General features: G+C 61.4%; 10 protein-coding genes. 1 reads left to right on the forward strand and 9 read right to left on the reverse strand.

Features of this window, described 5'->3' with window-relative positions; genetic code table 11:
* Positions 1 to 231 precede the first annotated feature (231 nt).
* The gene (locus tag Q0I65_RS03990) at positions 232 to 4,869 is read left to right on the forward strand and encodes an isopeptide-forming domain-containing fimbrial protein (RefSeq protein WP_296060134.1); all 4,638 of its coding nucleotides are present in this window, start codon (positions 232 to 234) and stop codon (positions 4,867 to 4,869) included.
* A gap of 69 nt (positions 4,870 to 4,938) precedes the next feature.
* Here the strand turns inward: Q0I65_RS03990 and dxr are convergent, their stop codons facing one another.
* The 9 genes from dxr to Q0I65_RS04035 form a co-directional block, all read right to left on the reverse strand.
* Positions 4,939 to 6,162 carry a 1-deoxy-D-xylulose-5-phosphate reductoisomerase gene (gene dxr / locus Q0I65_RS03995; RefSeq protein ID WP_296060137.1) on the reverse strand — a complete coding sequence of 408 codons (1,224 nt, stop codon included), beginning with the start codon at positions 6,160 to 6,162 and terminating at the stop codon, positions 4,939 to 4,941.
* Between the two features lie 27 nt (positions 6,163 to 6,189).
* Positions 6,190 to 7,053: a phosphatidate cytidylyltransferase gene (locus tag Q0I65_RS04000; RefSeq protein WP_296060205.1), complete on the reverse strand. Its 864-nt coding sequence runs from the start codon at positions 7,051 to 7,053 to the stop codon at positions 6,190 to 6,192.
* A gap of 130 nt (positions 7,054 to 7,183) precedes the next feature.
* Positions 7,184 to 7,963: an isoprenyl transferase gene (locus tag Q0I65_RS04005; RefSeq protein ID WP_296060138.1), complete on the reverse strand. Its 780-nt coding sequence runs from the start codon at positions 7,961 to 7,963 to the stop codon at positions 7,184 to 7,186.
* Positions 7,964 to 7,984: 21 nt separating this feature from the next.
* Complete coding sequence (frr, locus tag Q0I65_RS04010; RefSeq protein ID WP_296060142.1) at positions 7,985 to 8,545, reverse strand: ribosome recycling factor; 561 nt, start codon at positions 8,543 to 8,545, stop codon at positions 7,985 to 7,987.
* 82 nt (positions 8,546 to 8,627) lie between these two features.
* A complete protein-coding gene (gene pyrH / locus Q0I65_RS04015; RefSeq protein ID WP_158049653.1) occupies positions 8,628 to 9,344 on the reverse strand; it encodes a UMP kinase in 717 nt (238 codons plus the stop codon).
* Between the two features lie 175 nt (positions 9,345 to 9,519).
* The gene (locus Q0I65_RS04020; RefSeq protein WP_296060144.1) at positions 9,520 to 11,097 is read right to left on the reverse strand and encodes a trypsin-like peptidase domain-containing protein; all 1,578 of its coding nucleotides are present in this window, start codon (positions 11,095 to 11,097) and stop codon (positions 9,520 to 9,522) included.
* Positions 11,098 to 11,365: 268 nt separating this feature from the next.
* On the reverse strand, positions 11,366 to 12,142 hold the full coding sequence (locus tag Q0I65_RS04025) for an amino acid ABC transporter ATP-binding protein (RefSeq protein ID WP_296060146.1): 777 nt from the start codon (positions 12,140 to 12,142) through the stop codon (positions 11,366 to 11,368).
* A 24-nt stretch (positions 12,143 to 12,166) separates the two neighbouring features.
* On the reverse strand, positions 12,167 to 12,820 hold the full coding sequence (locus Q0I65_RS04030; protein WP_296060149.1) for an amino acid ABC transporter permease: 654 nt from the start codon (positions 12,818 to 12,820) through the stop codon (positions 12,167 to 12,169).
* Positions 12,821 to 12,928: 108 nt separating this feature from the next.
* Positions 12,929 to 13,771 carry an amino acid ABC transporter substrate-binding protein gene (locus Q0I65_RS04035; protein WP_296060151.1) on the reverse strand — a complete coding sequence of 281 codons (843 nt, stop codon included), beginning with the start codon at positions 13,769 to 13,771 and terminating at the stop codon, positions 12,929 to 12,931.
* Positions 13,772 to 13,773: the final 2 nt, after the last annotated feature.

Here is a 13,773-nt window from a genome sequence, read left to right on the forward strand (position 1 = left end):
GCGTTGGAGATATTCGAGTCGCGGTGCAGTTTCAGCCGAGTTTGTAGGGATTGCCCACCGACTTTCGGGGACCTCCGTGCAGATAACGCGCGATGAAACGGCAAGGTTGGTGCGTCCTCGCCGCCAGAACGCGACGCTATGCTCGGAATCCCCGGCGCAGTGAGCGCATTTCGCGAGAAAGGAGCACCATGAATAGCCAACTTTTCGAACTCGGCACGCAAGGAGGCCCCTATGGCTAGCGCAAGGAGGCTTCCTCAGCCGATTGAACAGGTAAAACATAAGGCAATCAACATCGCTCTGGCACTCGCCCTCGCAATCGGGCTCGCCCCTGGCGCTGCGCTTTGCACGCCTGGCGTCGCGCAGGCGGCGAGCAAGATTCCCATCGAGTACATCCCCGAGGACTCGTTCACACCGGAAGGGTTCAACTGGGGCATTAGCTTTACCGACGTCGAGATCGTGCGGGGGTTCACGAGCGAACCGAATATCAAGCAGTACTATCCTCGGGACTACGACGAGCTGGCCTCACCCGACGATTCCGGGTTCGCGGCACGCATCGACCGCACGACACCGAAGGGCAGCTTCGCGCTTCGCTACACCGGCGCAAGCTATGGCAACGACAAGGTCGACGCCGTTGTCACGCTTTCCAACTGGAATTACGTGGAGCCCGTCATGTCGAACGGCGCATCTGGCTGGGACGAGTACGAAGAGCGGGCCGACTACGACACCTTCCAGCCCGGCGTGTTCGTGAACAGCGGCTACCAGCGCACAGGGTCGCTCATCGAGAACCTGAATTTCTACACGGTGGGTCTGACCGACCTTGAAGTGAGCGTCGAGTTCTTTTATGCGGGAACCGACGACCCCTTTGAGGTTAAAGGGCATATGACCTGCATCGATCTTGATGTGGGGCAGAAGTTTGGCTTCGGGGGCGCCGTCTCGCTTGCGCAAGTTGTCGACAAGAACGACTTCCTCTCCATCGACGAGGAGCAAAGTATCGTCTCCTCGCCCGAATACCCGTGCGGCGGCGTCGAGGACGAGCATGGCGCCATCAGCGCCGATCCGAACGACCCCCTCTACAAGCTCGGCCTGGTGGGAGCATATTTCGACACCACTGGATCGCAGAAGGGAACGCCCGTTAAGCTCTCGTTCGTATCGTCTTGGAGGGGCTCGAACTCGACGGCGCAATCGTTTTTCGCCATGACGAACGAGTTTCTCACCGCACCGAACCCCAACGATGACATCGTCGAGGACGGCAAGCTCGACGTGCGCAAAACCGCCGACAAGACCGAAGGGGTCTCAATCGGCGACGTGGTTACCTACACCGTCGAGGTTCCCGTGCACGAGCGTGGCGCGACCTGCCGAAACGGCTACTCCTACACCGACTTCGAGATTGTCGACGTGCTTCCCCGCGAGATGCGCTACGTCGACGGGAGCGGCTATCTTGCCGACAGCGAGGGACAGCTGATCGAGAACGCGGGCGAGGTAGTCTACGCAGGCCGAGGAGACGAGAGCGGGGACGGAAACGCCGTTAAATTCGCATTCTCGCAAAGCTATCTGCAGCATTCCATGCGCATGCAGGGCGAGACGTACCGCTTCGAGTTCAAGGCTGAGCTCACCGAGTACCCCGCCGACGGCGCGCTCTCCGTGTCGAACAGCGCCTACGCCCGCGTCAATGACAAGGGAACCTATCCGAGCAACAGCGTCGAGACGACTCTCGTCCCGCCGAGGCTCACCGTCGACAAGACCGCAGACGCCTACGAATACGAAGAAGGCGAGGTGGTCCACTTCACCGCCTCCTTCTCACAAAGCGAGAAAAACGCCCAGTGCCGCGAGGCCGTCTTCTCCGACAGCCTTCCCGAAGGGCTTGAGCTTATCCCCGAAACGGTGCAGGTCACAGGGCTTGAAAGCCTCCCCACCCCGAGCGTCGAGGGCAACCGTTGGAGCTGCTCGCTTGACAAGTTCAACTACGGGGACGCGCTCACCGTAAGCTTCGCGGCGATCGCCACCCAAGCAGGCAACGGCACCAAGCAGGTGAACATCGCCACAGCCCGCGCGAACAACTGCGAGGAAGCGTCCGATTCCGCCGAGGTTTGGATGAACACGGCGAGCCTCTCCATCGAGAAGACCGCCGATCGCTACGAGCACTTCATTGGAGCATCCGAGCAAGATGCGGGAGCGGTCGTATACACGATAACCGTCGAGAACACAAAGGAGGGCACCGTTGCGAACAACGTAATCGTAAGCGACGAGAGCCTTCCCGAGGGGCTCAAAATCGGGCGGACAGACACAGGCGAGCTCGCGGTCGACGTCTCGGGCATCCCTGAGAGCATTTCCTATCCGGTAGGAGCCGAAGGGTCGACCCCCAGTCAGCTCGAGCAGCGGGAAATCACCTGCTCGACAAAGCCTGCGGGGACCGGATTCGCAACAACCGTAAGCCACCTTCCCGCGCATATGCCCGTCACCATCACCTGCACGTGCTACCCCGAGGACTCCATCGCGGGGTGGGAGATCGAAAACACGGCGACCGTGAGCGCCGACAATGCGACCGACGCGCGCGACAGTGCGTTGACCTGGATAAACCAGCCAACTTTGCAGGTCGAGAAGACCGCATCGCAGGGCACCTGCAACGTTGGCGACCTTGTGGCCTTCCGCGTGAAGGTGACGAACAACACGCCGGGGACAATCGGGCGCAACCTGGTCGTTTCCGACCTTTTGCAAGCGAAGGGAGTTGAATTGCAGCAAGACAGCATCAAGGTTTGGGATTCCGAGGGCAACGACATCACCGACAGCTGCGTGATTAGCACCGACGGGGAGAAGCCCTCTTTCACGATAGAGACGAATCGCAATCTCGTCAGCAACTCGCCCGAGCGCACGTTCTATCGCTTCGGCGAGAAGGCCGAGCAAGGGGCAAACCCCCTTGGCGAGGAAGGCGAGACGGCCGTGTCCGTCGACTACACCGTCGCCATCGCCGACGCCGCGCTCGCAGGATCGACCGTCGGCAACATAGCGATTGCCGCAACCGACGAACCCAACACGCAAACAAGCGGCGACGCGTCGATTACGGTGAAGGATGCGCAGCTCCAGGTCTCGAAGACCTCCGACGAGAAGCGCTACGAGGCGGGAGATATCGCCCACTACACCGTCACCGTCGCCCAAACCCGCGAGAGCTCGACCGCGCACAACGTTACCTTCGCCGATCATTTCGAAAGCGACGAACTCGCCTCGATCGACGCCTCGTCCCTCTTGGTGACCGGACCCGACGGCGCAACCATCGACAACCCCGACGTCACGCTGGAGAAAAACGAGGACGGCACCGTCTTCGGCTTCTCTCTCCAACCAGGCATCGATCTGCGCGACGGCGAGACCCTCACAGTGGAATACTCGGCAAAACTCCCCATCGCATCCGAGCATGTCGTCAACCGCGCGCAAGCCAAAGCAAGCGACGCCGCCGCAGCGAGCGCCGCAAACGACGTCGAAGTGGGCGAGCCTTTAGCGGACGCCTCGCTTGATAAGGAGGCGAGCGCGGAGACTGCGCAGGTAGGAGATTCGTTTACGTACACAATCACAGCCCGCGCGACCAACGGGACCCTGCGCGACGCCATGATAACCGACAGCGGCCTCCCCTCGGGCATTGAGGTCGACCTCACCAGCCTGAGCGCTATCGTGAACGGAAAGGCCATAGAGGAGCCCATCGTGCACCAGGAAGGGAGCTCGTTCGCAATCGAGCTCGGCACGATGGGGAAAGACGATGTTGCCGTGGTGTCGTTCAAGGCGAACGTCGCTGATAAGGGCCTTGTCGGGCACAAGGTGGTAAACGGCGCGACGCTCACCTCGCCCACCCTCGAGGGCGAGCGCACCGCGCAGGCAGTGGTGGACATCGTCGGACCCGCAGGCACGGCCAGCATCGAGAAGACGGCATCGGCAGAATCCGTCTTTGCAGGAGAGACGGTTTCCTACGCCCTATCGGTCGAGGTCGGCGAGACAGACCTCGAAGATGCGCTGCTCGTGGACGAGGGGATGCCCGAAGGGGTCGCCATCGACTACGCCACGTTCGTAGCGACCGTAGACGGCAAACGGATCGAACCCGACTTCGCAAGTAAGGACGCCCAGTCGTTCGCCTTGAAACTCGGCAAGGTGAATGCAGGGTCGAACGTCTCCATCGAGTACGAGGCCCTTATCGAAGAGGGGTCGCTTGCCGGGTCGACCGTCGAAAACACCGTGACGATCGAATCGCCCACGCTGAGCGATAGGCCTCACAGCACGGCGCGCGTTGTCGTCACCGAGCGGCCCGCCTCCAAAGTCGACATTGAGCTCACGAAGAGCGTCGATAGGGAAAACGCGGCAGTTGGCGAACGGATCGGCTTCACCATCGAGGCAACGGCGGTCGGCGGCGCGGTCGAAAGCGTGCTGGTCGCGGATACGAAGATGCCCAGCGGGGCCCCTATCGACCTCGGCAGCATCCAGGTCGCAATCGACGGGAAGCCGGTCGATGCCGCCCTCGAAAGCGACGGCAACACGTTCTCCGCGTTCATCGGGACGCTCGAAAAGGGAAGCACTGCAACGATTACCTTCGCCGCCGACATCGCCGACGAAGCGCTGGCGGGAACGAAGTTCTCGAACAGGGCGGTGCTCACCTCACCCAGCCTCGAAGACGCGCGCATCGCCCACGCTATCGTGAACGTCGACGAAGGCGCGCAGCCCATCGTCGGTTCAGGCGGCAGCACCACAAAAGGTAAGGGCCTGGGAAAAACCGGCGATGAGCTTATGGGCTTCGCGCTGAAGATGATCCCCGCGCTCATGATCTCGGCAGGAGCGATCGGGATCGGAGCTGGAGCGCTTGCGCTCCGCAAGAGAAAGGCAGGGAGGCGCTAGGAAGCAAAACACACGGGAGGCCGGCGGCAAAATCCGTCGGCCTCCCGAAAAAGACGGTGAAATCCCAGGTTAGCGTATATGCTTCTCGGCTTCCGCACGCGCCCAAGCGTCCAGCGCCTGAAGCTGCTCAATGCTCTCCACCTTCTGCACGCCCTGCGATTCGTGTTCAGATATCACGGCCTCGACGCATTCCGCAATGCCCAGATAGCTTCCCCGCTCAGACAGGAAGGCGGCGACGGCGATCTCGTTCGCCGCATTCATCACGCAGGGAAGGGTTCCTCCCACCGAGCCCGCATGCCGCGCAAGCGCAAGGCAGCGGAACGTCTTCTCATCGGGGGCGGCGAATTCCAAAGAGCCCAGCGTTCGGAAGTCGAGCGGCGCGACCGGAGCCTCCCACCGATCAGGATACGACAGCGCGAACTGGATGGGGATGCGCATGTCGGTCGTCCCCAGATGCGCCTTCACGCTGCCGTCGGTGTATTCGACCATGGAGTGGATGGCGCTTTGCGGCTGCACGACGACTTCAATCTTGTCGTAGGGCATGTTGAACAGGTGGTGCGCCTCGATGACTTCGAGCCCCTTGTTCATGAGCGTAGAAGAGTCTATCGAGATCTTGGCGCCCATGTGCCAGGTCGGATGCTTCAAAGCCTGAGCCGGCGTGATGCCACGCAAGTCGTCGCGCGTGCGGCCGCGGAACGGCCCGCCCGATGCGGTGACCCACAGCTTGGCGACCTCGCGCTCGTTCTCGCCGAGCAGGCACTGATAGATTGCCCCGTGCTCGGAGTCGATCGGCATGAGGGCGCCCGCAGGCCCCACCGCGGGAGCAACCCCCGATGCCCTGCGCGCCTCGTCGACCTGCGCCGCAAGCGGCATAATCAAGTCGCCGCCGACAACAAGGCTCTCTTTGTTCGCAAGCGCCAAGACCTTGCCGGCCTTGAGCGTCTCATAACTTGCCCGCAAGCCCGCAGCACCCACAAGCGCGTTCACAACCACGTCGACCTCGGGCAATCGGACGAGGTCGACCACGGCATTCATCCCGAAACCGAGCGAGCCATCTTCCCCAAAGGATTTCGCGAACGCGGCAAGCTCCGAAGCGCCTTCGCCCGCAGCAGCATCTTCGTTGCCCACGGCAAGGTGACCGACGCCGAACTCCTTCGCCTGCGCAAGCATATCCTGAGTGCGCGTATTCACGGCAAGGCCTACGACCTTAAGCTTATCGGAATGCTGACGCACCACGTCGAGCGTTTGCGTGCCGATCGACCCCGTCGATCCTAAAACAACGATACGCCTCATGAAAGCACCTTTCTTGAAAAGCGACGTTTAAACGCTAAAGGGAATTGCCCCGGAGATCACCAGAAGGATAGCCGACGACGCCGCAACGAGGAACAGCGAGTCGCACCTGTCGAGGAGGCCGCCATGCCCTGGCATGATCGTGCCGGAATCCTTGAAGCCGGAGTTGCGCTTGATGCGGCTTTCGGCCAAATCACCCAGCACACCCATAAGGCCGCAGACCAGGCCAAACCCGAGCGCCTCGGGAAGGTTCAGGTTCAAACCGGGAACCAACGTGAACAGCCCCCAGATAACCATCGAGCCGAGGATGCCCGCGAAAAAGCCCTCCCAGCTCTTCTTCGGGCTGACGCGCGGAGCCATCTTATGCTTGCCGATTTTGCTTCCGACCAGGTAGGCGAAGGAATCGTTCGCCCAGATGCTCAGGAAAATGCCGATGACGAGCACGCCGCCCCACGGGTCGGGTAGCGCCGTGCGCACGACAACGATGCCAGAAAGGAGAAGGCCCGTGTACGCCGCACCGAAAAAGCTCACGCCAACATCGGGCACGCGCGCACGCAGCCAAAACACGTACCAAACGATAAGCGAGAGCAGAAGCGCGATGCTCACGTACAGCGCGCCGACCACACCGAGGAAGTACACGCTCACGGGGTAGAGTATCGCGGCGATGATGCCGAGCATCTCGTTGGGAAGCTTCGCATCGGCGCGCAGCATGTAGTAGAACTCGCCGGCGCAAATTCCCGCCGTCGCGCACAAAAAAACGAGCGTCGAGATGTCGCTTACCAAGATGCATGCAATGCACAAGATTACGTAAATCGCACCTGTGCGAAAACGAACCTGCAGGTCAGTTGCATTTTTCAGCTTTTGCGGCGTCTTCTTGTACGCAAAATCCTTGATGCGGGTCGAGCGGGTCGGGCCTACGCTTTCCTCATCGGTTGCACGCGCCGCCTTCAAGCTTGCCTTTCGCTCGGCCGAGCGCTTCCACTCCTCCGCAGCATCTCGCGTGTCGGCATCCTTGCGGGCCACGCTACTTCACCGCCCCAAAGCGGCGATCGCGCCCCTGAAACTCGAGCAGACAGCGCAAAAGCTCGTAGCGGTCGAAGTCCGGCCACAGCACATCAGTCACGACGAACTCCGAATAGGCAACCTGCCACAGCAGGAAGTTCGACAGGCGAACCTCCCCGCTCGTCCGAATGACCAAATCGGGATCGGGCATGCCCGACGTGTACAACCCGCGCTCGAAATCTTCGGCGGAAATCTCTTTCGGGGCAAGCCCGTCGGCGGTGCGGGCGGCCGCCTCTTCGGCGCAGCGATTGACCGCACGGAGAATCTCCTGGCGCGAGCCGTAATTCACAGCAACGACCAGGGTCATCCCCGTGTTGTTCTTGGTTTTCTCCCACGCCTCCTCGAACGCCTCGCGCGTCTCGTCGGGCAGAAGGGACAGATCGCCTATCGTCTTCACGCGAACGTGCTCCTCATGAAGGCCGTCCACCTCGGCGAGCATCGTTTTCGCGAACAGGTCCATAAGCCCGACGACTTCCTCTTGCGGGCGCTTCCAGTTCTCGGTCGAGAACGAGTAGATGGTCAAATAGCGAACGCCAAGGTCGCTCGCGCAGCGGATGGTCTCGCGCACCGCCTCGATTCCCGCCTTGTGACCCTTCAGGCGGTTGAGCGCGCGCTTTTTCGCCCAACGGCCGTTGCCGTCCATGATGACGGCGATGTGCTCGGGAATGCGCGCAACATCAAGCGCTTCGGGGGCAAGCCCCGAAGGCGGGTTGGGGAAAATGATATCAAGCGGTTTGTTCAAAAGACCTCGAATCAAAGGGGGCTAAACTTCCATGACCTCCGCTTCCTTCTTTTTGAAGGACTCGTCGACCTCGGCGATGAACTTGTCGGTGATCTTCTGGATGGCACCTTCGGCGCGACGCTGCTCGTCTTCGGGCAGGCTGTCTTCCTTGATGCACTTCTCGACCGCGGAGTTCGCATCGCGACGGATATTGCGAATGGCGACGCGCGCCTCCTCGGAGTACGCCTTGCACTGCTTGACGAGCTCGCGGCGGCGTTCCTCGGTGAGCGCGGGGAACGGCAGGCGGATAACCGTGCCGTCGTTGGAGGGCGTCACGCCCAGGTCGCTCTCGAGAATCGCCTTCTCAATGGCCTTCAGCGTCGTCTTGTCCCACGGCTCGATGACGAGCATGTGGGCATCGGGCGTCTTCACGCCGGCCATCTGGTTCACGGGAGTGGGAACCCCGTAGTAGTCCACCTTGATGCGGTCGAGCGCCATCGCGTTCGCACGCCCCGTGCGCACCGATGAGAAGTTGTCGTGCAGCGCCGAGAGGGCCTTGCCCATGCGGTCTTCGGCCTGCGCCTTAATGTCGTCAATGCTCATCTGAGCTCCTTTCGTCCCCTTCGAGCGGCGTCGCCGCCGATAGCATGCCCGCGAAGGTCTCGCCCCCGCTTGGCCGTTGCCGTTATTCTACCGTGGTTCCTACCGCTTCGCCCTTGAGCGCGCGAGAAATGTTCCCCTTCACCGTCAGGTCGAAGACGATCATAGGAACCTTGTTGTCCATGCAAAGCGACGTCGCCGTGGAATCCATCACGTGAAGGCCCTTGTTGAGCACCTCCATGTAGCTGATGGAATCGAAGCGCTTCGCGTCCGGGTTGACCTTGGGATCCGAGTCGTAGACGCCGTCGACCTTCGTGGCCTTCATGAGGCAATCGACGTCGAGCTCGCACGCGCGCAGCGCAGCGGTGGTGTCGGTCGTGAAGTACGGGTTGCCGGTACCTGCGGCGAGAATGACGACGCGGCCCTTCTCCATGTGGCGGATGGCGCGGCGCCTGATGTAGGGCTCGGAAACTTCCTGCATGTTGATGGCGCTCTGCACGCGCGAGAACACGCCGTGGCGCTCGAAGGAATCTTGCAGGGCGAGCGCGTTCATGACCGTGGCGAGCATGCCGATGTAGTCGGCCTGCGCGCGGTCCATGCCCTCGGTCGCGCCCGAAACGCCGCGGAAGATGTTGCCGCCGCCCACGACGACAGCGAGCTGAACACCGTCGTGCACGATTTCCGCGATTTCGTCGGCCAGGTCATCGACCACCTTCGGATCGATCCCGTAACCCAAATCGCCGGCGAGCGCCTCGCCGGAAAGCTTCAGAAGCACACGCTTGTACTGGTACTCGTTGGCCATCGAAACCCCTTTTTCTGCGTTTGATTTAACCATTTCGAATCATCTTACCCGAATCGATGCGCAGCTAAAGCCTCGGAGCTGTAACTGCACGCCTTTTCCGTCACCTCGAACGAAAAAGGCCGCGCGGAGTTTGCTCCCGCGCGGCCGAAACCGTGCCAATTTGCTCGTTGCCCGCTTATGCAGCTTGGGCGATCGCGCCCGATCCCGCATCAGCGCTCGTTCCGCTCGATTTGGAACCGCCGCCGTAACCGTACTGGCGCAGAAGATCCTCAAGCGTGCCGCCGTTCGACCCGTAACCGTTCGAGCTGCTAGACCCCGAGCTTGAGCCCGCGCTCGCCTGCGAGCTCTCGTCCGACCCCAGCGTCACCTGCACGTCTTGGCTCTGCCCGTCGCGGTTGATCGTGACGGTGGCCGTATCGCCCGGGTTCTTCGAGCGCACGGCGAGCATAAGATCACTCGCGGAGGAGACCTTCTTGCCATCGAAGGCGGTCACGATGTCGCCCACCTTTAGGCCTGCGGAGTCAGCGCCGGAACCGCTGCTCACCGCCGCAATGTAGGCGCCCTCATCCACCGAGAAGCCATAGCGCTGGGCCGTCTGCGCGTTAATCGTGGACAGGGACACGCCCAGCTGCGCATGCGTCGGCGTCTTCCCCTCGATAATCTGTTGCGCCAAGTTGACCGCATAGTTCACCGGGATGGCGAACCCGACGCCCGAGTAGTTGCCGGAATACGACGTGATCAGCGTGTTGATGCCGATGAGCTTGCCGTCCTTGTCGACGAGCGCGCCGCCGGAGTTGCCGGGGTTGATGGCGGCGTCGGTCTGAATCATGTTGGTGTAGACCGTCGTGGTGCTCGACTGCTGCTGGCCGTACTGGTACGAGTCGGAAGAGTTGTCCATGATCTGCGAGCGATTCGTAGCCGACACAATGCCCGTCGCCACCGACTGCTCAAGGCCGAAGGGGCTGCCGATCGACATGACCCACTCACCCACCGTCAGATCGTCGGAATCGCCCAGCTCCATTGCGGTCAGCCCCGAAGCGTTCTTCGCCTTGATGACCGCGATGTCGGAGCTGGGGTCGGAGCCGATGATGTCCGCGTCGTATTCCTCGCCCTCGATGGTGACCTTCAGGGCGTCGGCACCCTCGATGACGTGATAGTTCGTCACGATGTAGCCGTCGGAGGAAAGCACCACGCCGCTGCCGAGGGACGTCTCGGTCAGAGAGCTGCCCGTGCTATAGCCGTAGTAGCCGCTCTGCTGGTTGGTGTACACGTCGATCGCCACCACGGAGGGAAGGCACTTCTGCGAGACGCTTTCCGCAAGCGTCGCGTTCTCGTCGGCGCTGCCGCTCGTGGATGCGGAAGACGTGCCGCCGAGCACCGTGGTCGAGCCCGACGGGGAGCCGCTCGTCACTGTATTGACAACGCCGGCGCCGCCGAGCACAAGCACGCATGCAAGCGCAGCGCCCGCGAACGCGATTCCAAACGTCTTCGCGCCCGAATGGCTCTTCTTGGGCTTTGCGTCCTGCTTCGCAGCGTACGCCTGCGCGTTGTGCGCACCCGCCGGCTGCGCATAGGGAGACGCGGGGTTGACTGGCGCCGTGGCATTCGTCCCCGCCGCACCACCCGGGCCTGCGCCCTGGTAATGATAGTAAGAATTCGGGGGGGTCGGCGCGTCGCCCGTCCCCTGGCCGAACGATTGGCTGGTTGACTGAGGGTCGTATCCACCCTGATTGTTCTCGTTGTAATCGCTCATGTTGTTTGCTCCTTCGCCCGCATCGGGTTCTTGAGCAAACCTTACCACGCCATCCTGAAGAGCTCCTGAAACGTGGCGCAATCGTCATCGTTGCACCACGCAGATACACCTCTGGGTGTACCCCCTAAGGCGCAGGGAGCTATCCTTTTGTGCGCTCCCGACCTTCGTGCGCACACGACGCCTCGCGAGCACTCAGCGCCTTGCAAGCAGCCGGCGCCCGCAAGCAACTTCAATCCGCTTGCGGGCGCCTGGCACTCTCGCGACTTCCCTATCCCTGCTGGTACTGGCTTAAGAACGCGCGCGTGCGCTCCTGCTGCGGGTTGTTGATCACGTCCATGGCGCGGCCTTCCTCAACCACCAGGCCCTCGTCCATGAAGATGATGCGGTCCGCCACGTCGCGGGCGAAAGTCATCTCGTGCGTCACGATGACCATGGTCATGCGCTCAGCAGCCAGGTCGCGGATGACTTTGAGCACGTCGCGCGTGAGCTCGGGGTCGAGCGCACTCGTCGGCTCGTCGAAGAAAAGCACCTCAGGATCCATCGCAAGCGCACGGGCGATCGCGACGCGCTGCTGCTGACCGCCGGAAAGCTCGCAGGGAACCATGTCCTCCTTGTCGGCGAGGCCCATCTTCGCGAGCAGCTCGCGCCCGCGCTCGAGCGCCTCTGCGCGCGGACGCTTCTGCACGCTGACCGGCGCGTCGGTAACGTTTTTGATCACCGAATAGTGCGGGAACAGATTGAAGTTCTGAAACACCAGGCCAAAGCGCGATTTCGCCCGCTTCATCACATCCTTGCCGCCATAGACGGCATGCCCTGCCCCGTTATCTATAGCCACGGGCAGATCGCCGTAGGAAAGCGATCCGGCATCGAGCGTCTCGAGCAGCGTCATGCATCGCAGAAGCGTCGACTTGCCGCCTCCCGACGGGCCGATGATGGCGACGACCTCGCCTTTGCGAACCTCGAGCGAGATATCTTTGAGCACCGCGACATCGCCAAAGCTCTTCTTACCGTGCTCGAGCTTTACCAGCACATTATCTTCAGGCATTGCCAAACCTCACCTTCCCAACGGCTAATCGTGGTAATAACCCATCTTCTTCTCGACGCGCCCGAGAACCACTTCCACGACGAAATTGAATACCCAGTAGAAAACCGCTGCGAACACGAAGGGCAGCATGCTCACCTGCGAGGCGACGAGCGCCTTCGCCGTCGAGAACATCTCCGCCACGCCGATGGCGAACGCGAGCGACGTGTCTTTCACCAACGTGATGATCTCGTTGCCCATAGCGGGAAGAATCCTCTTGATGACCTGGGGCAGCACAATTTTCATAAACGTCTGGAGGCGCGAATAGCCCAAGACCTCGGCGGCCTCGTACTGTCCGCGCGGGATCGACTGGATGCCGCTGCGGTAGATTTCCGCGAAGTAGGCCGCGTAGTTGATGATGAACGCGACGATCGTTGCGGAGAACTTCGACTCCATGCTCAGGGGGATTCCGAAAATATAATAGGGAGCGAAGTAAATGAAGAACATCTGCAGCATGAGCGGGGTTCCGCGCATGACGGAAATGTAGAACTTCATGATCCAGGCAATCGGCTTCACGCGGCTCATGCGCGCAAGCGCCACCACCACGCCAAGCGGCAGCGACCCCACCAGCGTCAGGAAGAATATCTGCAAGGTTACGACGAAGCCTTGCCCGAGCATGGAAAGCATGGTTCCAATTTCCACGGCAACCTCTTTCTTATTGCAACACGAATCGCGGACAGGTTGCCCCGTCCGCGATTTTCACCTGCCTGCGGGAAATTATGCCCGCAGGCAAACTAACTTATCGACTGGCTACTTGAGGATCCAGTTCGTGTAGGACAGACCGTACTCCGCGTACTTCTCGCACAGCTTCTCGATGGTGCCGTCCTCGTTCATTTCCTTGAGCGTCTTGGTGATCGCATCGGCAAGCTCGGTGTTGCCCTTCTTCACGCCGACCGCGTAGTGCTCGGAGGAAAGGTCCTCGGGAAGCTGGACATAGGCATCGGGCTTGGCGCTCATCTGGTACTGCGCGATGGAGAGGTCGCAGGCCACAGCGTCGACGGCGCCGGACTCGAGCTGCATGAAGGCGGTGTTGTAATCGCCGATGGTATCAAGCGAGGCGAAGGTGGCTTTAAGGTCGGCTTTAGTCGCCTCGTCGCCCGCGAGCACATCGTAAGCAGCAGAGTCAGTCTGCGTGATAACGTTCTTGCCGGCAAGATCGGCGAGGCTCTCGATGCCGCTGCCCTTCTTCACAACGACAACTTGGGCATTCAGCATGTAGGGATCGGAGAAGGTGTAGTCGTTCTCGCGGCCTTCCATGGTGAAGCCGTTCCAGATGCAGGTAATGGCGCCAGAGTTGAGGAGCGTGTCCTTCGCGTCCCAATCGATGGGCTCGAGCTGGATGTCCCAGCCGTTGCGGCTGGCAACCTCGGCAGCAAGGTCGAGGTCGAAGCCGGTGAAGTTGCCGTCGTTGCCGACGAAGCCGTACGGCGGATACGACTGGTCGAAGCCGACGATGAGCGTCGTCTTGTCCGAGCTGGTCGCAGCCGCGTCCTTCTTGTCGTTCGAAGCGGTGTTGGAGGAGCAACCGGCCAGCACGCACGCCGCCAAGGCGAGGGCGCATACCGCTGCTACCATTACCTTCAGTTTCTTCATGA

This window comes from uncultured Ellagibacter sp. (assembly GCF_934643285.1).
In the GTDB taxonomy this organism is placed as follows: Bacteria; Actinomycetota; Coriobacteriia; order Coriobacteriales; family Eggerthellaceae; genus Ellagibacter.